The following is a 22,547-nucleotide window of genomic DNA, read 5'->3' as shown; positions in this document are numbered from 1 at the left end:
ACTTCCAGTGGTTTCGCGAGGCTTTTTAGCTGCCGTCCACCAATATTTTTCAACCGACGCGGGCGCGACGGCAGATTGGCTCAGCGCAATTGTTCGGCGAGCAGGCGATAGGCTTGTTCCCGCACTGGCGCAGGAAAATCATGTCCCCCGGACGGATGCACGACGCGTAAATTGCCCGGGGCGCGGTACAGTTGATAAATCGGTCGGGCGGCGCGGATACAGTCATCCACGCTGCTGGCGCGAAAATTGGAATCGTCCAACGGCGCGCTGATGAAAACCATGCGCGGCGCGAGGACCCCAAGCAGCTCGGGAAAGTCGAAGGGAATTCCGCTCAAGTCATGACGGTAGTCGGATAGTCCGGGCATATAACGGGTTTGCGCCCAGCCCTGCCCTGGCGCCCAGCGCTGCGGATCGCCGCCGTAGTAATCGGGAAACGCATCAAAGCCGCAACTGGAAATCACCACCTTGAGACGCGAGTCCTGCGCGGCGGTGAAAAGGGCGTTGTGCCCGCCCAGCGAATGACCAATCACGCCGTAACCCCGATGGTTCACAAATGACAGGGCGTCGAGCACGTCCAGCGCGCGTTGATTGTCCCAGACCGCTTTCAACGTGCCACTGCTCCACCCCAGCCGCTCCAGGTCCGGTTGAAAATTCGCCATCAGCGGATACGCGGGGGCGATGGTGACAAAGCCGCGGGTGGCCAGGTCGTGCGCGTAGGCCCGGTAATAGTCGCGGACCGTTTCCACCACCGAACGGTGTCCGTATTTCATATCGGTCGGATGCAGGCATAAAACGGCCGGGAAATTTTTGCCGCCAGTCAAGGCGCGCTTGGGCAGGCACAAATAGGCCGGCACTCGCGAACCGGGTTCGGATTGGTAGCTGATCAACTGGCGTTCGTAGCTGCCGCAGTCTTCAACCTCGGTGATTTGCACTTCGAGTTCGCACCACTTGGCTTCGCGATCCGGCAATTCGCCCGCCACCTTTGCGAAGCCGCGTAAAATTTCCGCCCGACGCTGCTCCCAGTCACGCTTCGATTCAACCGGACGCACCACACCGTTTTGGTTGTGGTAAACCAAAAGATTGGTACGCGGCAATCGTTCGGCCGGCGCGGTGAAACTTATTCCGCAAACAATTATCAGGATGGCGAGTGGGCGGGCCAGGAGACGCGATTTCATGTCGCGGCTTACAATGGCAAATCAGCGCGTAACCGCAAGCGTAACGGTTTGATTTATCTTTCCTGCGCGACCGGAGCCGGGACGACGGGCGTCGCGGTGAGCGATTGGACAACTGCGAACGCCTCCTCCAGCAAGGACTCGAGCGCGCCCGTCTGGGGTCGAAAGCCACCATAAAACAGATGCGCCACTTCGACTTCGTATCCGCCTTCGGCATACGCAGCGCGCGTGGGCAGATAGCCGACGTCGCCGTTTGCATAACCAATGACGTAAATCTTCCGGTCGCTCTTGCGGCGCAGCAGATCGGTGAATTCGGAAAAGACCTCGGCATTCGCGCCAAGCAGAATAACTCCATTCAAACTCACTCCGAACAACTCGGCCTCGTGATGATCAGCGGTGCGGCTCGTTCCATTCCGCAGCAGCGTCTGCCGCCAATGCTCGACCACGCGCCGATACTTGTCGCCCCATTGCGCGAGCGGACCGACATCGTGCAAGGCGCGATCGGCAAATCCATTGATTCCGACCGCGTCTAACACTTCGAGCGGCAGCGACACGGTGCGTCGCACGATGCGCAGGCTGGGTTCAGGACACGGCTCGGCTTGTGACAACAGCCCGCTGACGGCATCGGCAATTTGCGCGCCCCAGGTCTGCACTTGTGCGGCGGTCACGTTCTCCGCGGGCGGATTTAGATTGCCGCAAGCGCCGTTGGTCATCAGCACGATTGGCTGGCCGGGCAGAGTTTGAGCGAGACGGTTGGCGGCGGAGCCGGAAAGGTCCGCGCTGATCAAGCGATTCGTTGGCCCAAGCGCCACTGGATGAATCGCATAATTCAACAGCGCGGCGACAAACGTGCCATCGGCCCGGCGGAACCCCAAAGCCCCGACGCGTGAGTCGGTATGCGCCGAGGCGCGTTGCCGCCGGTCCACCGCCAGTTCGAGCTGGCCTTCCACCGCCACCAGTTCACACGGCTTGCTTTTTTTGAGCGCCATGCGGGCAACGTGTTGCAACTGTTGAAGCAAAAATTCCACGTAGGCCGGATCGTAATCACCCGCCTCGCGCAGATGAATGGTGCAAGGCCCCGCGTGCGTGTGGGTCGCCGAAAGCATGACTTGCACTTCCGCAAGCCCGAGTTCCTGCTTCGCCCAACGACGGAACGTCTGCACGATGGCGCGATCAAAACCGATCAGGTCACCATGAATCCAAAGCAGCCGCGAGGTGGGAGTGGCCAGGTAGAGCGCTTTGGCGAAGAGCGGATCGAGAACGCCGGTGGAAGGCTGAATCCGCGCGGCGAAACCGGACAGTTCTACACCCGGTTGCGGGGTAATTTCAATTTGTGCCGCCCCAAGTCTCATGATCGCACCTTGGCCAGCTCCCGACGGTGCTCATAAACTTTCGCAAAGGCGCGAGCGATGTCGTCCATATCCGCACGAGTGCCCAGGAAAAGATTTTGCTCGAGCCACGCGCCTTGTTCCCCGCAAATCGTTTCGCAGTTCGGACAATGCACCTTGCCGAAGTTCAGGCGCTGACGCGCTTCGGGCAGATACGGGCCAAACGCCTTGTTGCAGAATAACGGCTGCCGATATAGCGGCAACGGATAACCGCCGGAAACCGGAATGCCCTCCGCCGCCAGCGCCTTGAGGATCGCCGCGCGAGGAGCGCCAAACGCCGCCGCGTCAATTCGGAGCAAAAACAAATGATAGCTGTGCCGCGTGGTGGCGGCGGTGCGTTGCTGCGGATAAAGTCCTGGAATCTGCCGCAGTTTCGCCGCGAGATATTGACCGTTGCGATCGCGCGTGTTCGTTTGGGCTTCCAAACGGCTCAATTGCGCATTCAGCACCGCCCCTTGAAATTCGCCCAGGCGATAGTTCGCCGACATGACGTGATGCTCATACCAGACGCCCCCGGGCAGGCGACCGCAGTTGTGGATCGAACGACACGCCTCGGCAAGTTGATCATCATTGGTCGTGATGATGCCGCCTTCGCCCGCCGTGAGATTCTTGGACGATTGGAACGAGAACGAGCCGAGCTGGCCAATGCTGCCGGCAGGCTGCTTTTGGTAGCGCGCCCCGTGGGCATGAGCGGCGTCTTCAATCACGATCAACTTGTGTTTCCGCGCGAGCGCCATGATCCGGGTCATGTTCGCGGGTTGCCCGGCGAAGTGAACCGGTATGATGGCGCGGGTGCGCCGGGTGATCGCCGCCGCCACGGCGCGCGGATCAAGATTGAAGGTTTCCAGTTCGATGTCGGCGAAGACGGGGATCAGGTTTGCCTCCACCACGGCGGTCGCCGTGGCGAGAAAGGTGTAGGGCGGCACAATGACTTCATCGCCCGCTTTCAAACCGGCGGCCATCAAAGCAATGCGCAACGACACCGTGCCGTTGACCACCGCGATGGCGTGGCGGCAGCCGTGCATGGCGGCAAAGCGACGCTCGAACTCGGCCACCTCGTCACCCTGCAGTTTGCCCCATTTGCCGCTGCGCAACGCACGCAGAAGTCGCTGTTCTTCGGGTTTGCCAAACACCGGCCAGGCGGGGAACGGACGTTGGCGAAGCTTCGGCCCGCCGAACCAGGCCAGTTTGGCTGGGGTCGTCATCGGTACAGTTTTCATGATTCAGGATATCGTTGCCGCAGTTTATCGGAAATCACCTTCAAGTCTTGCCGCAAAATTTCGCGTTCGGCAAGAAAGCTGTCGGGAAACGCCTTTTGCAGCCGCGCCGCCAACTGGCTCAAGTAATCCACATAGGCGCGCGCGGCCAGGCGTGAATTTCGCAACGCCAGAATTTCATCGAAACGATGGCGCACGGTGTTGAAACTCGTGCTGCGCGCCGGAGGCGACCAGATCAACATGCCCGCATAAGCTTCCACCAATTCGCGCAACACGGCACGTTGTTCCGGCTGTTCCGCCACCTGCAGAATGGCCTGACCGATCGAGCGCGACGGATCGTAGGCCCTCGGGTTGTAAGCATAATCCGCGCATGTGGCCAGCGGCAGGCGGTTGCCTTGATTTTGTTTACGGAGCGGGTTGCCCATGTAGCCGTCAATCACCTCGCCAAGATCGGGATCGCGATCAACCACCGGCCCGAGGTGCATCGTGGGCGCGTCGTCGTTGACCGGGTAATTGTCCCACAAAAACACGCGGTGACCGCCAATGCGGCGAAAGGTTTCCGCGGCTTTACGCGAAACCGGACCGACGACGGCATCGCCGGTCCAGAAGAGATACACATCCGAATCCAGCTCGCGCGCCAGAATCTCGAGATACGGTTGCTGTTCCTTGCCGGTGCCATCACCCCAATAGAAGGTCGGACAAAAAATCATCTGCGCCTGAGGATCCTTCGCGCGCAGCCGCCGGAAAATCGTGTTCACCACGCGGGCATGGCCGACAGCGTCAATTCCCTGCGTGATGTCATCAAGTGAGATATTGAACCACCGTACGCCCAGGCTTTGCATCCAATCGTAGTGCTGATAGAGCGCGTCCAAATCCGCGGTGGAGTCCGCCGTGATAAAGCGTTTACTCGTCAGGTTCGGATTCATCGCAAAACAAAACTCGAGGTGGTGTTCCTGACAGGAGCGCACGACTTTTTCGTAGGCCGCCTTCTTGGTCGGCGGCAATTCCTCCCACCAACGGTTCGCTTCGCCATCGGCCCAATTCGGGTGGTGTTCAATGTCGAACATCGAGATGTAGCAGTTCATCAGGAAATTCATCTTGAACTTCGCCAACCATGGAATTTCTTCCAGATACTGTTCGGCAGACCAACCCCAGCCCTTTGTACCGCGCCATTTGAAACCCGGCGACTGCCCCGCAGGCAACAGTTCCGGAAATGGGCGCAACTCCGCCGGCAGCGTCACGGCAAACTGCTGATGCAAGTCCTCTCGAATCACGTAGGGATCGGGAGCAATGGCCGCAAACGCAACTTGAAACCACGGCGGCGAACCGGCGGAGCCGGCTTTTTCAAGCGAAGCAATCACGAGCAAATTCTCACCGAGCACCAGCGTGTGGTTGGGGATTGGCCACTTACGGATCTCGAATTTTGCGGCTGAAAACGGGTTCGGCCCTTCAAATAAAACCGTGTTGTTGAGTCGCACCGCAATCGCCGAAGCCCTCCGAGCGTCGTCATCCAGTCCCCGCAAATGCACGAAGAGCGGGGCGGTAGGAATTGCGGTGAGATTAAACTTGATCTGCATCCGTGAGCGCGGCCCGGTGGATTGAGCATAAATGGTGTTTACCTCTTCGCCATGAAACGAAGTCCCCACCAAATCCTTGGCGCCGCCTTCAAACTGCGGCCCGGCAAACGAAACCACCGCGGGACCGGGCACGTTGGTGGCGTAAGTCATTGGCGCCAGCAAGACGGCACCGCTTGCCAGCCAGATGGAGATCGGAAGGGTCAGTCTTTTTTTCATGATGTCGTAATCGGTGGTTTTGAAATGGCGGCAGCGGCGATGGGTTTAGGCGCACGGAGCACCCGTCGCAGCAACCAACCCCCCGCCATTACACAGCTGATGATACTGATGGTAAATCGCCCCCAATCACCGACAAACAACGCATTGGTGGCCAATACCAAACCCAGCGCAGAGCCGATGCCGAGCAGCGCGTCCACAAACATTTCTCCGGTGGTCGGCTCGCCGTTTACGGGCAGAACCACTTCGGCGCGGATCGGCTTCCAAAACCCGGGCGGACGGCAGCGCGCGTAGAAAGTTTTAAGCGTCTCCTTTGATTCCGGCGGCGTCAGGAGCGTGACCACCAACAGCAGGACCAGGCTTAAACCAAACAACAAGCCCAAGCCCTGCCACAGTTCCTTGTGTTGAAAGTCCAGTCCGAACCAAACAAAAATCGAAATCGGCAAACCGAGCACCACGGCGGCCAGCTCGCCCCACACGTTGAAGCGCCACCAGAAAAAGCGAAACCACGCCAGCGGCAGCAGAAAAATCACCATGGCCGAGTTGATGAACAAAAACCAGCTCACCATGTCATCCACGAAGAGGTTGGTGACCGTGGCGGCAAAGATGAACAACGCAAGCGAAGTGAGGCGACTGATCCACACCTGCTTTTTTTCATCCCGCACCAAGCGTTTCGGCATCAGATCGTTCACGACAAAACTTCCGCCCCAGTTGATGAGCGAACTCAGCGTGCTCATGAACGCCGCCAGTTCCGCCGCCACCAGCAAACCAATGAAACCGTGCGGCAAATGAGAGCTTTTGATCAACTCGCCCCAAGCGAACGCGGGATCTTTCAACATGGCAACACCGGCTGGCGCGGCCCCCAGTTTTTTTTCGAGATCGCTGGTCCAGAACAGCGTCATCGCCACGAGGCCCAGGCCGATCAACGGCAGCGTGCGAAATGATAGCGCGAGAAACGTGTTGAACAACTGGCCGCCGACCGCGTGCCGCTCGTCGCGTGCGGCCATGAAGCGTTGCGCGGTCATGCCTTCGCCGGCCGTGGGCGAACCCGCGAAGAACCACCCTTGCACAAATAGAACGAGCAACGTCAGCCATTCCACGCCGAGCGCGGGCGGTGTTTGCTTGAGTCCGCCGGGCCGCACCTCGTTGACGCGCTGGAGAATCTCCCCCCAACCGCCAAGATGCGCCACTGCGAGCCAGAGAAACACCACGCTGCCGACCATCATGATGGCGAACTGCACCACATCGGAATACACCACGCCAAGCAGACCGCCGAACATGGTGTAGATGACGGTAATACCACCGAAGATGAGGAGAATCTGACCGGTGGTGAGCGGACTGAGCGGCGCGATGGTCTTGGCAAAGAATCCCGTGATATAGGCGATGATGAGCACCGCAAAACCAAAGCAGCACACGAAGGCGTAAATTTTCCGCGCCACCAAGGCCGGTCGCCCGCCGTAACGCAACGAGATAAGCTCCGCGGTGGTGACGATTTGCATGCGACGCCAAAGCCGCGCCCACACCACCGCGACGAGCGGCATCCAGACAACCCAACTCGCCCACCAAAGCCAGTTACCCACCAACCCGAACACCAGCACCAGCATCACGAATGCGCCCGTGCCCGAGCTGTAGGTGGCGGTGTTCGAAAGCGCAATGGCCCACCACGGCACCTCGCGGTCACCGGCGAAGTAGCCGGTCGCACCACGCTGTGACGAGCGCCGCGCAAAGAGCAACCCCACCGCGAAGACCAAAGCGCACGAGGCCGCCACCACCAGCCAATCAAGCAAGTTCATGTCTTGGCTTTTTTTGGTTGCGCAAAGTCATCGAAATGATCACATCCAGCATGATCGGTCGGGCCATCTTTCGCCAGCGCAAGGTTTCGCCGCCACCAACCGGAGCCGGTTTCAAAACGTTCGATATCCACCCCAAATTCTGATGGAATAAGCGTTCCCCGTCAGCCCAGGCACGGCCAGGGTTACCGCTCTTCCGCACACGGGGTCGGACAAATGTCAGTTTGTATTTCACGATGGTTTTGATGGCAATTTTGATCGCCCGCCTTAAATGAAACTGATTTGTTGCGGTTCACAACAGTCGGCGTCAGTGACGGCATGATTCTCGTACCTACTCTTGATGCAAGATAGTGACAGAGCCAACCGCCGGTGTCTTGTGGAATTGGGCGACGAAGATTGGCCATTCAGGAAGTTCGCTTTGCCACCACAGAATACCGGCAAAAAACCATTGTCCGGGTGGGTCTTGGGGCACGCCCCTCAATGAGCGCGGGGAATGGTGGAGATTTGCGCCAGTTGTTCCTTCATCCAGGCAACATCGGCCAGCAGGGTGTGTTTCGCATCGAGGTACTGTTGGGGGAAAGCCTTGCCGAGACGCGCCGTGAGGCGTTCCATCTGCGTGGCAAATTTAGTCGCCGCCGCACGCGTTCCGTCACCCGTCAGCAGGTTACCGAATTTGGCGCGCACCGGATTCATCCCTGTGCCGCCACCGGCGACAATGAAGCCTGGATAAGCTTCCACCAGCTCCTTGAGCACCGTTTGTTCGGTGGCGTTGCGACCCAGGCGTAAAATGGCCTGACCGATGGAACGGGCGGGCTTGTAGGTCCACGGGTTCGATGTGTAATCGGCAGCGGTGGCCAACGGCAACCGATTGATTTGATTCTGGCTGCACATCGAGTTGCACAAGTATCCGTCCACGACCTGACATAGCTCCGGTTCGCGGCCACTGAGCGGTCCCAGGTGCATGGTGGAGTTGCCGTCGTTCACTGGGTAATTGTCCCAGAGAAACAATCGGTGTTGCACGGTTCGTTTGAAGCTTTCCGCCGCCAGTCGCGTTACGCGTGGGGTCACAATCGCGTCTCCGTTCCAGAACACATAGATTTCCGGATGCAACTCCTTGGCCACCGCGGCGAGGTAAGCGGCGTGTTCCGGATTGCTGCCATCGCCCCAATAGCACGCCGGACAAAACAGGAGTTGCACACGTTCGTTTTTGACGAATAGAGCGTGGTAAATCGAATTCACCAGAGTCGAATGACTCATGCCGAGCGCCGCCGGCCCTTCCGAACCCCAGATGGTGTCATCAAGGCACACGGCAAACCATTCCACCCCTTTTTCCTGGGCCCAGGCGTAGTGCTGAAAAAACAACTCCAAATCCTTCGCGCTGCCCAAGGTCAACGGTCGCGATGAAGCCAGTTGCGGATGGAGCGCGAAGCAAAAGGTGATGTGATGCTCGGCGCAGCTCCGGATGATGCGCCGAAACTCCTGCTGTCGTTCCCGCGACATGGGCCGCCACCATTCATTACGCCACGGTTCGCCGGGATGCGAAACGTTCATCGAACGATAACAGTTCATCAAAAAGTTCATTCCCAATCCTGCCAAAATGGGGATTTCCTCCAGATATTGGTCGGGCGTCCAAGACCAGCCCTTCATGCCGCGATAGCGAAAACCGGACGCCGTGCTTCGGTTGGCGTCCGCTTTGCCCGGTGAACGTAATTTGGCCGGTAAACGCACCTGATGTTGCTCGCGATACGCCAACGGCGAGCAACGGTACTCCAGCTTGAACAAGTGATGAAAATGCGAAAGGTCTTCAAAACCCGACTCAAATGCCACCGCGCTCACGGAGCGATCGGTGTCGGTCAACAGACTGGCGGCGTGCTTCAACCGCAGCCCCAGAAGATATTGCCGCCAACTCTGCCCCGTAACGCGCCGGAAGAGTTCGGTGAACTGGCGTCGGCTCAAGCCCACCGAGCGCGCGGCTTGGGTCATCGTTTCCTGGCGGGAAAACCGCGTCTTAAGTTGCAAGGCGTAGCGGGCGACTCGATCGGTGCTTTCGCTGCCCGGCTCGATTTGCGGCACGGTCACGCCCCCTTTGCGTTGAGCAAGGCGCAGCGTGCGCACGGCGATATCCAGCAGCCGGGAATGTAACATCATCTCCCAACCTTCCTGTCGGGACTCCTGTTCCAACAGCATTTCCTGAAAGATGGAGCGAATCAGGCGTGCCTGATTGACCTTGGCATGGCCGAGTTCCAGCGGGGCAAGTCCGAGCGCAGTCAATTGATTACTCAAACCTCGCGCGAGCAGATGTGGTTGATAACGGACGATCAAAGCGAGCAAATCTTCCGCCGGCATGACTTCCTGCTGCAGAGTCAGTCCGGCGGGTACGTGACAAAGGGTGATGGGTTCCAGAACGTAACGGCGTTGCGCACATTCCCAACGCGCGCTACCCGACACGATCAGAATGAAACGAGACAACGGATCGTGCGATGGCTGCCCCGTGCCTCGCGCAAACCAGCTTTCGCTCACCAGCAATGGACTGCTGCTGGATTCGCCTGGTGCGGTTGGTCCGACGCCCGCATCGGAGGCCAAGGCCACGCGCTTGGCGCGTTCGGTCGGATCAGTGAATGGAGCAGGCATCAAGGTTAGAATTTGCCGGTGGATGAGAGAGAGTCAAACTTCAAGTATCTCGATTCGGTTAAAAAACCGAGGCGGCAACGGCCGGGTTCACTCGCCGAAAAAGATTTTTCCACAGAGCCGGGTGAACCAAAAGCCGTAACGCAACTCCCAGCAGTTACGCTACGGCTTGATCCCCCACCAACAAACTACCGCACCAACCGGTAGAAACTATTTCCACTGATAGGCAGGGTGACCTGCCAGGTATCAGCCACCTGTGTCGGCGGGTTGGCTACAACGCTCCAATTGACTTCCGTGCCAAGTTGACTGGTTTGCTGAAGTTGGAAGCCGACGGCGCTGGTCGGCCAACTCAGCACGACATTCGCGCCGGACTGCGTAATCAGCAATTGTGGCAGCAATACCGTTGGCCCGAGATGTTCAAACTGAATAGTACCCAACGTGGGGTCGGTCAACATACAAGTGGAGAAACCGATGCCCACCAACATCACACTGTCGGCTTGCATATCGGTAATTTCACCAAACTGGGTCCAGTGATAACCGTCCGCACTGTGGTAGGCGATGAAGGTGTTACCCACTCGCTGCATGCGGGCCCAAACGTCAGGGAAGCTCGGATTCTGAACTGCCAGCCCGTACGCGGTAGCCCCACCCGGAGTCGAACGCCCCGTCCAGACGTACGAACCCTGCGCCTGCGAGTAAGAACCCACCATAAGATTCGGGCTGTCTCCATCCGTGCTGACCCGGGCCATCAACCCGCCGCGACTCCAAGTCGCACCGCCGCTAATGTTCACAATCTGCCCGGCGATATCAAAGTCGTTGGTCATCGGATGATAGACAAACACACAACTGTCCACTGCGCCCCAGATGTCGCCAAACTGGGATTGCAGGGTAAAGCCATCCGGCGTAGTGCCGATGACGCTCGAGGTCGTGGGGAAAGCGCCCTGAATATCCGTCATGGTCCAGCCAAGATTGTAAATCGTCCCGGTAACCGTTTGCGTGGTGGGGTTGCCCGCCAGGTCCGTGATGCCGGTACAGGTCACATTGAATTGCGGTGAAACCAGCCCGTCCACGGAAAGGATCACGGTACGCCGGTCAGCTTGCAGGGCCGCGCCATAGACATAATGATCGCCGTCCAATGTGTACCGTGAAGGATCAGTGGCGGTGAATTCATCCAGCAATTCATCGAACACCACAAAGGCGGTATAAGGATCGAGGGCCGAAGCCGACGCAGTGACGGCGATGGGTCCCGCAGTATCGGGAGTAACCGTTAAAGTCACAGGGTCGCTGGCCAACGGGGCAAGATTCGGGCCCGCTGAAACCACGCAACGCACTTGCACGCCCGAAAGCGAGCGCGGCGGGGTTGCCAAGGTTAGCGTTGGCGCGGCAGCTCCCACCACGCTGACGCCATTGGTGAGCCATTGGTAGCGAAGTGCGCTGGAATCGCCGCCTTGAAGCGTTGCGGCCACATAAAATGAAACCGGACGATTTTCCAGCACGACAGTATTAGTGGGTTGCGTCGTAATGACGATGGTGCCTTCGGTCACCACAAAATTATAGAAGCCACTATAGGTGAAGGTCGCTTGGGGTCCACTGATCGGCCCCGCAACGGAGATCTGACTGGAGGCCATCCCCACCAACAGTGTGTCGGCAAACGGTGTCGCCGGAGTGATGCCGCCACCGTCCAAGGCGACCCAGTCCAGATTGTTCGAGCTGTAGTATGTTCGGAAGGTGTTATCCGCGCGCGTCATCCGTAGCCAGGCGTTCGGATATGGGGAGGTGCGTGCAATCAAGCCGGCGCCCGGATATCCGGGGATGGTCGTGACGCCGTCGGTTTCGGTTCGGGCGGTAACCACCCAATTATCAGCGTTTACGTAGGTCAGCGCGGCGATGTTGCGACTACCAAAATACGTGTCTTCGCGAATCATCAATCCGCCCCGGGTATTGGGATTGAACGCGCCACCGATGTTTTCCACGCGCACGCGCAAATCGAAGTCGCCAGTGAGGTTGGTATAAAGGTAACCCAGACCGTCCACTCCGCCCCAGACGTCCGACCCGGTCGCGGCCACGATAGTTTGAGTGGTGTTGGTGGCGTAAACATAACCTGGAACGGAAACAGTTCCGATATCGGCGTACGCCAAGCCGGTCTGATTCGTGCCCGAAAGCGAGCCGCTCGCCAAATTACCAAAAAGGTCACTGACTTCACTGAAACTCACCGTGTACGCCGGGGCGGCCAAACCGCTGACACCAAGAACAATCAAATGGTTTTGAATCAAGCTGGCACTGTCCACCGTGGCGCCGCCGTCCAAACTATAAAGAGCGGGATTGACAGCCGTGGCCGGGTCAAGTGCCGAATCGAAGACCAAGGTGACGAAATTGGCTGCCGGCGCGAACGTCCCCAACAACACTGGCGGAGTGGTGTCTTTAACGACGGTCAACTGAGCCGTCTCACTCGTTACGATTGTAGCCACAAAAATACCCGCCGCCGTGACGCGGACACTGAATTCAGCGGCATTGTCGGTACTGTAACTGGTTAGCGGAATGGTGTAGCTGGCATCCGTCGCACCGGGAATTTCAACTCCGTTTTTCAGCCACTGGTATTCGATCACTCCGACCGGAGCGTTGGTGACTGCAACGCCAACGGTGAACGTGGCGGGACTGCCTTCCATGACGGTTGTGTTGGTTGGTTGTTGCGTGATGCCGAAGGTCACATTGGCATAATGATTTCGGAGGAACGCCGCCGGGTCGAGAATCCGATCCGACAGACGCATCTCATCCAAACCACCGCTGTAAAAGAAAAGCGAGCCGTTGCGGGCGCCGATGTTGAAGAGGTCGTTGATACCCGGGGCGGAAACCCCCTGCGCTTGAGTGACGGTCGCCAGATGATTGCCGTCCACGTACAGGTTAAACACCACCATTTCACCACGATTGTCCACTGTGGCCGCGTAGTGATGCCAGTTGCCGTCTCTCACCGGTGCAGCCCCGGATGCGTAGTTGAATCCTGTCGAAAAGTGGGTCAAACGAAAATTGGCTCCGCCTTCGTTGAAGTCGCAATAAAACGCACCTGAAACACCAAGAATGTCCGGCCCGTGTTCACAAATCATACCCAGATCTGTCTGGGTGCTTTTGGCGAAGAACTCGAGGGTCAGGGTCCGCACGCTGGAGAGATCCAAAGTCGCGGCGGTTTGCGCAAAAGCCGACCCGTTGAACACCGCCGAGCTGCCCCCCGGCGCATTGGCCGCCACGTCCGCGGTGGTGGTAACGCCAGTGAGATTGAGGATGTGATTGTTGCCGGAAGTGTCGGCCCCCGGATCGCCAGACTCAAATTGCCAATATGCCAGATTGGCCCCCTGAACACCCCAAGCAACCAGGCACAGTAACGCAGCCAGCGTTTGTGAGAGCCGTTCGCGGTACGCGCGGAAGCGGCGGAGGAACTCAGTTCTTTTTTTCATAGTCGAATTCGGTCATAACCGTCTTTTGGTTGAACGTGAAGCATCGTGACAAAAACGGAAATCATCGTCTTGGCGTTTAGGGCGGAATGTTTTGTCCACTTGGGCGGACGTTACCACCAGAGGTAACTTGGGTCGGGTGGCGGACTGCTGACCCAGCCCACGATGGCATTGGGAAATTGGAAGAAGACGACGTGACCATCCGCAAAGAGCATGTTCTGTCGTCGTTGCCCTTTGTAATTATGCCACCACGCGCTCGGATCATTCATATTGTAAGCGTTGTTTTCCCATTCCCAATCGCCTTGAATGATCTTATTCACCGGGCTGCGAGCCACAGTGGATTGCCGAATGGGAGTGGCCCCGTTTGCCCAACTCGGCAGAGTATCCGCGGTGACATGCGCGGTACGCCATGAATCCGCGTTGTGCTGGGTCACATAACTGTTGCCGTATTCAATATAACAATTCTTCGCGCCGTAATTGGCGTCACCGCGATCCGAGGGGCAACGCCAGGTTTCACGGGCGGAAACGTAGTGGTTCAACGGTCGGTTGGTGTAGTCGTTATCTATACCAAAATACGGCACGAGCCAGCTCGTGGTCGGGGTGGGCGTCCCACGCTGACCGCCCGCACCGCCCCAACCACGGATCCGGGGATAACTATCATTGTTGTCCTGCACATACATGATCCAGCCCAGACCAATCTGGCGTTGGTTGTTGGTGCATTGCGCGCGTTTGGCTTTTTCTTTGGCGCGGCCCAGAACCGGCAGAAGCATGGCCGCCAAAATCGCAATGATCGCAATCACCACCAGTAATTCGATCAACGTGAAGGCTCCGGCGGATCGCTTCCCAACCGGTAAGGCAAAAGAACGCGCGCTTCGAACTGAATGAAGGGCGTTCCGATCAGCGCGACGGTTTGCCAAAGGAATGAAGATTTTGCAGGTTGTGTTCATGATCCGCGTCGGTTAGTCGGCTTCTGGACGGACGAGCTTAAAAAAGAGTGTATTCGAGGTTGTCGGCAACAGCGCGCGCATATCGGCACCGAACAAAAGCGGAACCGCGTCCGAAAGCCGCCAGTTCTGGTTGGCGACCAGCCCGGTGGATTCAAACAGCGCAAAGCCCAAACCGGCATTGGTCGGCCATGAAATCGCTACGGTGGCTGCGTCAACCGTCTGAATGGACAACCGCGGTCCCGTCGGTTGATAAGCGCCGAAATCACTGAACCGAAACCGCGCCGGTACGGGGCCGCCACCCGCGACCTCGATGGCGCTGGCCGCCATGCCGACAAGTAATGGTCCCGGCCATTCCAGATGGTTCGATGCCATTAAACTCCAATCGGGATGGTTACCGCCGAGCAGATTGTAATAGCTGAGAAAGGTTGAACCTTTTCGCTTCAATCGCACCCAGGCGTTGGTGGGAAAAACGGAACTTCGCGACGTGAGCATGGCCATCGTGGGTGCATCCGTTTCCAGTCGCCAACTGGTCATCCAGTTGGGCGTCCCGTTGGGATAAGTTCCCACCATGATGTTGCGCGCACCAGGGGCGAGCGACTCGCGGGCCATCAGTCCACCACGCGTCCATTCATTGTTGAAACCAACGTACTGAATGTGCAGGACCAGATCAAAGTCACCGGTGATTTCTTGATAGACAAAGCTCAACGAATCGTTCGTGCCAAAAATATCACTGCCCCGCGAGTAGGTGAGCCATTGATCTGATGGCCACATGGCGTTCGCCTGTCCGAATTCATTCGTAATTCCGATGTTGGCCGCAACGAACGGCGCAATCGGACCGGAGGCGGAAAGCGTTCTTGCGATGCCTTGCGCGTCTTTGATGCCGGTGGCGGTCAGCGCAAAGAAATCAGGCCGCGCCAAACCCGTCGTGCGCAGCACTAAAACATTGGTGTCGGGTGCGGGTAGCACCTGCCCACTCAACACCGCCCCGCCCACGAGCCGATAGTTGGCGGGATTCGTGGCGGAGTTGCGTTCCACACCGTTGGTGAACACCAGTGTGAGTTGTTGTCCGTCCACACTGGCCGCAGTTACCAACCGTAGTCCGCCTGCGGCTTCCGCCCAGGCGAGATCGTTGGCCACCGTTGTTCGCGCATCGCGAAATTTATCCGGGAAAGAGGCATCCAAGCCGTTGATGACCACATTCAGCCGCTCGATTAACGCCTGTCGTGTCGTCATGTCCGCATTGGAAAGCGCATTGCGAACAGGGTTAAATCCCGTGCCCCCACCGGTGACGATGAAACCCGGATACAGCTCAACCAGCTCTTTCAATACCTCGCGCTGCGGTCCGGTTTGCGCCAAAAGCAGAATGGCTTGGCCCATGGAGCGCGCGGGATCATACGCCCACGGATTGTATGCGTAGTCGGCACAAGTGGCGCGCGGCAGCCGGTCAATTTCGTTTTGTGGACTCATCGGATTACCCATGTAGCCGTCAATAACCTGATGCAGATTCGTAGCGCGGCCACTGACCGGACCAAGGTGCAGGGTGGGGTTCAGATCATTGACCGGATAGTTGTCCCACAAAAACAAACGGTGTTGCACCAGATTGCGATAACTTTGAGCGGCGGCGAACGTGATGCTCGCCCCCACCACGCCATCGCCGGTCCAAAAGACATAAACGTCCGGGTGCAACTCTGTAGCAAGGGTCTGTAAATACTGGTGCGCAGCGGGGTCGTTGCCGCTACCCCAATACGGTCCCGGACAAAAGATCATCTGCGCTTCAGCATCCTGCTGGCGCAGGCGAGAGATTACCGTATTGACGAGGAAAGCGTGCTCCGGCGCGCGTCCGGCCCAGGCCACGTCATCCAGGCAAATCGCGAACCAACGCACGCCCTGACTCTGCGCCCAAGCGTAATGTTGGTAGAGCGCGTCAATATCGTCCTCATGAGTTTCATTTAGTGGTCGGGAGGAAAATAACTGCGGATTCATCGCGAAGCAGAACGTGATGTCGTTGGATTGACAGCTTTGAATCACACCGGCGTACCCGGCTTTCACTGCCGGCGGCAACGGCTCCCACCAATTGTTGGCCCAGCCGTTTGGCGGGCGGGATGAAAAAAGCGATAAATACCCATTCATCAGAAAATTCATCTTCACGCTTTTAAGAAATGGAATCTCTGCGAGGTATTGCGCCGGATCCCAATTCCAACCCTTGATGCCGCGGAACGCAAACCCCGGCGTCAGTTGTCCGTCAGGCAACGGTTCGGGCAGCGGGCGTTGCTCGGAAGGAATGGTCACCTGCAACGGATCGGAAGCAGGCCACGGCGGCAGCCGATAACCGGCCGGCCCAATTGCCGCCCGCGACAGCATAAACCAGGGCGGATTACCCGCACTGCCAACGGGCTCCATGTTGGCGATGCTTACTTGATTGCTACCGGTGTGCAATATGCCGGTGGGGATGCGATATTGCCCTCGAAACCATTGTGCATCCGGAAAACCGCTCAGGCCTTCGAAGAGGGTGTGGCCGTTAACGGAAATCCGAACCCGACATTGCGAAGAGGCATCATCATCCATCGCATCAAGCGTCAGGAACTGACTTTCTTCGAAGCCGTCGGCGAGTTCGAAGGTGGCGGTCATGCTGGCCGCCAGCCCGGAAGGTTGGGCATAGACGTAATTGACTGGCTGCCGACCATAAAACGCCGTGCCGTAGAGTCCCTTCGCCCCGCCGACAAAATCCGCCCCTGAAAAAATGACCGGCACTGCAGCCGCGGTCACCCTGATTTGAAAACAACCAAGTAAAAGCGAAATTGCAAGAAACCGGGTTGTGAACTGTGAGAGCCAGAACATCAAGATTGGGGGTTGGGGTCGGTTTTTAGTCACCAGTCTCGACAGGTCCACCTTTACCGTTGCCAAGTTTGGCGGGAGACAACGGTTCAAAGGTACCAACGACTTATTCGCGAACCACGAAAACATAAAACCATCAAATAACCTTCGACTCTCTTACACCGAACTCACTAGCCGATTGGTGACTACAGAGTCGAGTGGCATCTTCCTAAAAAGATGGCACAAGCGGAGGCAATCCGTCTTGGCGTTTGCGGCGGAATTTTATGGCCAACAAGGAAGCGTAACCGAAATCAACGCGCCAACAAATCGCGCGGAGAAATGCATCGTGAAGCCGATAGGCATACTCGGATCAAGGCTTGCGTGACCAGGTTTGGAAGAGTTGCTTGATGACGGCGTGTTTCGCCGGATTTTCGTCGGCGTATTGATGGCAGTAGATCAGGACGCCATCCGCGTGTTCGCGCCCCAACTCCATGACTCGCTTCACATACTCTGGTGTGGAATCACCCAAGCGCGAGTGGCGCGTCGCATACACGTCCACCAAGATGGGAAGGGTCGGACCAAACAGCTCCCGGATGCGTGCGACTTCGGCGGGCAAAGTGTCCCACTCGCTCAGATTGCTCCCGGCGGATTCGTGGCGATAAGGGAAAAGCAAACCATCGAAAAGCGGGCGATATTTGGAGGCGAACTCGGGCGTGAGCTGGCGGTAATAAAGACACGGCACAAACGCTAGCCGCGGGTTGATGGTGTGCGCCTGGGTTTGCAGTGATTGCAGATATTCGGGGGTGAAGGTTTTGGCGTTGTAAGCAAAGTCATCCACGCTCCAGGCGACCAGATTGGTTTCACGCCGGCTCAGTTGCGCGATCTCGATGGCCCAACGTTCATAATCGAGTCGGAACGGTTCGGAAAATGTCTTGGCGTGGGGTGGCGACTCGCTGGGCGGTACGAGCGTCACCCACACCTGAATGGCGTGTTCGCGGGCGCGGGGCAGAAACAATTGCAGGTCACTCCAATCATTCGAGCCGTGCCAGATGAGGAAGTTGTAAGTACGCGCTTTTATCTCAGTCAACTCGCGCACCAAACGTTCAATATCCACGCGCCCATCACTCTGGCGCGGCTCGGCGTCATACGTGCCGAAAGTGTTGCGCACCGCCTCGCGACGCGCATGGGCATTGGTCTCGGGGTTAACTTCAGAGAATGACTCCGCAGCAATGCCGACAATCGGGAGCAGCATTGCCAATCGGAGCGCCGTGAAGCCGCGTTGGAGGAAGAATCGAATCATGCAATTACCCGCGCATGGTTTCGTGCTTTCAGCGGCAGGGCAATCATGAATTCTCCCGCATTTCTCCCACGCCAACCGCACCGGCACGAGGGAAATTTCCTTTTATGCTTTGGCGAGCAGCGGGACACAGGCGCGGCCAACGAGATACAGTCAAGACGTCTTTGCGGTTGTCGGACCGATGTGGGTGGGCTAGCGTAAATCTGAAGGTTGCCGGATGCCAAACGGAGGGAGGCAGAATAAATTGGTTTATGCGAGATTGTAACATTCATTCTGAGTTGGGCGCGACTTCGCCACCACGAGTTTCCCGACGTGCTTTTACTTTGATCGAGTTGCTGGTGGTGATTGCGATCATCGCCATTCTGGCCGGTATGTTGTTGCCAACCTTGGCCAAGGCCAAAGACAAGGGTCGCTCGACCTTCTGCACCAATAACGAACGGCAAATGATGCTGGCGGCGCTGATGTACGAGGAAGATTACAAGGTGCTGCCACTCGGTTATACCGGGATGAATTCGACGTACCCTTATGAGATGATCTGGTATCGGGTGCTGCCCGCTTATCTGGGCCGGAGAGTGGCGACGTCGGTGACGCAGACCAACCGGATTTTCCTTTGTCCATCCAGTCTGAGCGGTGGTTATTGGGGCTGGCTTTGTTACGCGCAGAGTTATCAAATCAACAACGTCCGGTTGGATATGGCGTCGCACAAAATTCAACAACCGTCCGCCACCATCATGTATGGCGAAACTCAAGGTTACGACGCCCTGCTATATCCGGACGTCAGCACCATTGCCAACGTGTGCTATCGGCACAGCGGCGGGAACGATCGCAGCGCGCTGTTCGACATGTACACCGGCACCAAATCCACCAACCGCAAAATGGGACGAGCCAATGGAGTCTTTGCGGACGGTCACGTGGAGTCGTTGAAAAACGCGCCCACCAACATTTTCGACGTGATCAAAGTGCCCTGAACCTCTGTTCCCGACAGGCAACGCATGACTTATTATCTTCTCCTGGCAGCGGCTTTGGTGGTGGGTGGAATTGGTTTCTTTGTGCGCCGGCGCGCGGCTGGTCTGGGACAGGGATTGATTATCCTGAGCTGCCTCGGACTGATTGGCGTGCTGGTCTGGCAGGTGCGCAGCACGATGTTTTCCGACGACGCCAAACCGCCCAATCGCGCACTGGCTGTGGTCAGCTTTTCTCTGGCCAATCAGGTGCAGGGCGTCATTGCGGGTCAATCGGGAACGATCGTCATGGTTCTGCCGCCCGCCGGAGCGTTGGATGCGGAAACGGCTGAATCCTACGCGAACGCGCTGCGTGCCCCGCTGCTTCGCGGCCATCCCGAGTGGGAATTGCAAATTGCCAATCTGGATGCGCCAGTCAAAGCGGCGCGCGCCGGTAAGATTCCCCTGCCCGCGTATCAACAACTCGTCGGGCAACATCCCACCGCCCTCGCGTTCGTCGGCTTTGCCCCCGTGCCCGAGGGGATGGAGACCTTGTTTCGCACCGATACAAAAACGTCCGCGCCGTGGTTTCTTTACGATCCGCAGGGCAGCACCAACTGGCTGACCGCGCTCAAACAAAAACAGGTTCGCTCGGTGATTGTGCCGCGGCCGGATGTGGCCCCACAGGCAGCGAGCGGTGTCGCGGGCATGCCCGGTGAAATTTTTGATCGGCTCTATCTGCTGGTAACGCCGGAAAACGCAGACCGCCTGGCTTCGCAATTGGGCAGGGCAACCTCGCGGTAATTTTGCTTGTTTCCCCAGGTGGTTCACCTATAAACGCCATTAGTCAATGCCAAGCCACACGACGTCGCTGGGATTGGCACAGGAAAAATCAACAGAACTCGAAAGAAGCCATGAAAAAATTCAGCCTTGCTCCATCCACGCGTGTGCGTTGGATTTTATTCGCAGCTGCGGGGTGCTGCCTGTTGCCTGCAGCCGAAGCCGCCTCCTATCCCGAGACGGTGCTAGCGGACAACCCGGCAGTTTATTATCGCTTTGAGGATGCGGCGGATGCCACCTCCATCACCAACGCAGTGGCCCCGGATTTGCACGCCGGTGAGATCTGGTTTGATGACGCCTACGAGTACCCGCAACTGCAGCAGGGTGGGATCGAAAGCCACTCCATCAAGTTTCACGCCTACACCCCGGAAGGTGGCTTCGAACAACGCTCCTTCGTTGAAGTCCCGTATGCGGAGGAGTTGAATCCTTCCGGAAGTTACACGATTGAGCTTTGGGCTCGTTCAGCCAGTTGGGGCAATGTGAATCGTTGTGTCGTGGGTAATCTGGCCGACTTCAGCACCGGCTGGTGGCTCCGCCAGGAAGCCGGAGAATCGGCACGCTGGCTCTTTGTCCAAAATGGCGGCGGGATCTACATGGCCGGCGGTCCAATCGCCAGCAAGGAATGGACTCATTTGGTGGTGACTTATGACGGCACCACTGTGCGTTTTTATGCGAACGGCGTCCAGACCTGGACTGAAACCGGAAAGACGCCATCGGTGAACACCAGTGGCCCGTTGCGTATTGGCGGCAACACCGCCAATGGCGACGGTTTCTTTGATGGTAATGTGGATGAACTGGCCATCTATGCGACGGCACTGTCCGCAGAACAAATCCAATTACACTATGAAGTGGGTCGGACCAACATCACCTCCTCAGAAGTCGCGCCCAGCATAAGCGCGGATCCAAAAGCCACCTCCACATATTCCGGTCGCGTGGCCACGTTTTCGGTGACCGCCGACGGCTCGTTGCCGCTGTCGTACCAATGGTATAAAAATTCCGAACCCATTGCCGGAGCGACTGCCGACGTGTTGAATTACACCTGCTCCTATGATGCGGATAACCAGGCCGAATTCACCGTGACGGTGACCAATCCGCACGGCGCGGCGACCAGTGGATCAGGTATTCTGACGGTCCTGACGGATCTCGTTTTGGATGCCAGTCCGGAATCCGTGGTGCGTAACGTGGGCAGCAAAGCGGCGTTTGGCGTCACCGCCGGTGGAGCCTTGCCCGTTTCCTACCAATGGTATGAGGGTAACGATCCCTTGGTGGGAGAAACGAATCGCGTGCTCTGGTTGGATAATTTGCAACTGGCAGATGATCAGAAGACTTTTTACGTCAAACTCACCAATCCTTGGGGTACGTTGGATTCAGATGTCGCGTACCTCACGGTCTGGCCGCGTATGACTCCGCAACCCAATACGGGTTACGCGCGCATTGTCCTGCAGGATGATCCGGTGGCCTATTGGCGTTTGAACGAAACCGAAGGCAGCTTTACCGCCGTGGACTCCGCTGGCAGTTTCGACGGCGAATACAACGCGGACCTCGGACCGATCACTTACGGTGTCGCTCCCGGCATCCCCAGCGAAAGCGATCCGGCCATTTCGGTTGCGGATAAGGCCGAAGTGCGCGTGCCGTGGGCGTTGGAACTTAATCCGCCTGGCCCGTTTTCCGTGGAAGTCTGGTTTAATGCCGCCTCATCCAGCGAAGCTGATTATCGGAATGTGATCACGTCCATGGGACTGGGAGTGGGCGGTACTGGCCCGAACGGCTGGCTGTTTTACCAACAACCCGGCGATACGCTGGCGTGGGTACTCTTCAGCAAGGGCTGGAACGCGGCGTGGTTGGCCGGCGGCGGGCCAATCCAGGTGGGAAATTGGAATCACGCCACACTGACCTACGATGGCACCATGTTCCGCAGTTACCTGAATGGCCAGTTTGCGGCGGAAACGACCTATGGTGCCTTCATTCCCAACGGCGACGGTTACGCCAGCTTTGGCCATCGCTTCAGCGATTCCGGCAAGCCCTTTGACGGCAGCTTGGATGACATCGCCTTCTACAATCGCGTCCTTACGCCGGATCAGATTGCCGGCCATTATTACGCCACAATCAAATTGGGCGTCAGCCGCTCGGGGAATGAGCTCATCCTGTCGTGGCCTTTCGGCACCTTGCAGCAGGCCGATCGGGCGGACGGTGAATACACCGACCTGTCTGGGGCCACTTCACCTTACACCGCGCCCATGAGCGGGACAGCCAGGTTTTATCGAGTGAAGGTGCAGTAAA

General features: G+C 57.8%; 13 protein-coding genes. 3 read left to right on the top strand and 10 right to left on the bottom strand.

The window, feature by feature from the left end:
* Positions 1–80: 80 nt before the first annotated feature.
* From M9920_11120 to M9920_11075, 10 genes are all read right to left on the bottom strand, one after another.
* Positions 81–1,175 (bottom strand): alpha/beta hydrolase, encoded by a 1,095-nt coding sequence (locus M9920_11120; protein MCO5052843.1) that lies wholly within the window; start codon positions 1,173–1,175, stop codon positions 81–83.
* 53 nt (positions 1,176–1,228) lie between these two features.
* Complete coding sequence (locus tag M9920_11115) at positions 1,229–2,524, bottom strand: hypothetical protein (protein ID MCO5052842.1); 1,296 nt, start codon at positions 2,522–2,524, stop codon at positions 1,229–1,231.
* Positions 2,521–3,780, bottom strand: a complete 1,260-nt coding sequence (locus M9920_11110; protein ID MCO5052841.1) for a DegT/DnrJ/EryC1/StrS family aminotransferase — start codon at positions 3,778–3,780, stop codon at positions 2,521–2,523. Before M9920_11110 ends, M9920_11115 begins: the two co-directional genes overlap by 4 nt.
* Positions 3,777–5,570 carry a protein O-GlcNAcase gene (locus M9920_11105; protein MCO5052840.1) on the bottom strand — a complete coding sequence of 598 codons (1,794 nt, stop codon included), beginning with the start codon at positions 5,568–5,570 and terminating at the stop codon, positions 3,777–3,779. The genes M9920_11110 and M9920_11105 overlap by 4 nt, the downstream gene beginning before the upstream one ends.
* Positions 5,567–7,360: a sodium:solute symporter gene (locus M9920_11100; GenBank protein MCO5052839.1), complete on the bottom strand. Its 1,794-nt coding sequence runs from the start codon at positions 7,358–7,360 to the stop codon at positions 5,567–5,569. The genes M9920_11105 and M9920_11100 overlap by 4 nt, the downstream gene beginning before the upstream one ends.
* 474 nt (positions 7,361–7,834) lie before the next feature.
* Positions 7,835–9,988 carry a beta-N-acetylglucosaminidase domain-containing protein gene (locus M9920_11095; protein MCO5052838.1) on the bottom strand — a complete coding sequence of 718 codons (2,154 nt, stop codon included), beginning with the start codon at positions 9,986–9,988 and terminating at the stop codon, positions 7,835–7,837.
* A 185-nt stretch (positions 9,989–10,173) separates the two neighbouring features.
* Positions 10,174–13,431 (bottom strand): hypothetical protein, encoded by a 3,258-nt coding sequence (locus M9920_11090; GenBank protein MCO5052837.1) that lies wholly within the window; start codon positions 13,429–13,431, stop codon positions 10,174–10,176.
* Between the two features lie 110 nt (positions 13,432–13,541).
* Positions 13,542–14,246, bottom strand: coding sequence for a DUF1559 domain-containing protein (locus M9920_11085; protein ID MCO5052836.1), 705 nt, complete (start codon positions 14,244–14,246; stop codon positions 13,542–13,544).
* A gap of 141 nt (positions 14,247–14,387) precedes the next feature.
* Complete coding sequence (locus tag M9920_11080; GenBank protein ID MCO5052835.1) at positions 14,388–17,141, bottom strand: beta-N-acetylglucosaminidase domain-containing protein; 2,754 nt, start codon at positions 17,139–17,141, stop codon at positions 14,388–14,390.
* Between the two features lie 418 nt (positions 17,142–17,559).
* The gene (locus M9920_11075) at positions 17,560–18,489 is read right to left on the bottom strand and encodes a hypothetical protein (GenBank protein ID MCO5052834.1); all 930 of its coding nucleotides are present in this window, start codon (positions 18,487–18,489) and stop codon (positions 17,560–17,562) included.
* A gap of 248 nt (positions 18,490–18,737) precedes the next feature.
* Here M9920_11075 and M9920_11070 point away from each other — a divergent pair, with 248 nt between their 5' ends.
* From M9920_11070 to M9920_11060, 3 genes are all read left to right on the top strand, one after another.
* Positions 18,738–19,454 carry a type II secretion system GspH family protein gene (locus M9920_11070; GenBank protein ID MCO5052833.1) on the top strand — a complete coding sequence of 239 codons (717 nt, stop codon included), beginning with the start codon at positions 18,738–18,740 and terminating at the stop codon, positions 19,452–19,454.
* Positions 19,455–19,478: 24 nt separating this feature from the next.
* On the top strand, positions 19,479–20,231 hold the full coding sequence (locus tag M9920_11065) for a hypothetical protein (protein ID MCO5052832.1): 753 nt from the start codon (positions 19,479–19,481) through the stop codon (positions 20,229–20,231).
* A 110-nt stretch (positions 20,232–20,341) separates the two neighbouring features.
* The gene (locus tag M9920_11060) at positions 20,342–22,546 is read left to right on the top strand and encodes a hypothetical protein (protein MCO5052831.1); all 2,205 of its coding nucleotides are present in this window, start codon (positions 20,342–20,344) and stop codon (positions 22,544–22,546) included.
* The last annotated feature ends 1 nt before the right edge of the window (position 22,547 follow it).

It is taken from the genome of Verrucomicrobiia bacterium (genome assembly GCA_023953615.1).
Lineage (GTDB): Bacteria > Verrucomicrobiota > Verrucomicrobiia > Limisphaerales > JADLHS01 > JADLHS01.
The sequence above is the reverse complement of the archived record's forward strand: the minus strand, read 5'-3'. Positions and strand labels throughout refer to the sequence as shown.

Coding starts and splice junctions, on each gene's coding strand:
- M9920_11120 (MCO5052843.1), bottom strand. CDS start 1,175: ATGAAATCGCGTCTCCTGGCCCGCCCACTCGCCATCCTGATAATTGTT.
- M9920_11115 (MCO5052842.1), bottom strand. CDS start 2,524: ATGAGACTTGGGGCGGCACAAATTGAAATTACCCCGCAACCGGGTGTA.
- M9920_11110 (MCO5052841.1), bottom strand. CDS start 3,780: ATGAAAACTGTACCGATGACGACCCCAGCCAAACTGGCCTGGTTCGGC.
- M9920_11105 (MCO5052840.1), bottom strand. CDS start 5,570: ATGAAAAAAAGACTGACCCTTCCGATCTCCATCTGGCTGGCAAGCGGT.
- M9920_11100 (MCO5052839.1), bottom strand. CDS start 7,360: ATGAACTTGCTTGATTGGCTGGTGGTGGCGGCCTCGTGCGCTTTGGTC.
- M9920_11095 (MCO5052838.1), bottom strand. CDS start 9,988: ATGCCTGCTCCATTCACTGATCCGACCGAACGCGCCAAGCGCGTGGCC.
- M9920_11090 (MCO5052837.1), bottom strand. CDS start 13,431: ATGAAAAAAAGAACTGAGTTCCTCCGCCGCTTCCGCGCGTACCGCGAA.
- M9920_11075 (MCO5052834.1), bottom strand. CDS start 18,489: ATGATTCGATTCTTCCTCCAACGCGGCTTCACGGCGCTCCGATTGGCA.
- M9920_11070 (MCO5052833.1), top strand. CDS start 18,738: ATGCGAGATTGTAACATTCATTCTGAGTTGGGCGCGACTTCGCCACCA.
- M9920_11065 (MCO5052832.1), top strand. CDS start 19,479: ATGACTTATTATCTTCTCCTGGCAGCGGCTTTGGTGGTGGGTGGAATT.
- M9920_11060 (MCO5052831.1), top strand. CDS start 20,342: ATGAAAAAATTCAGCCTTGCTCCATCCACGCGTGTGCGTTGGATTTTA.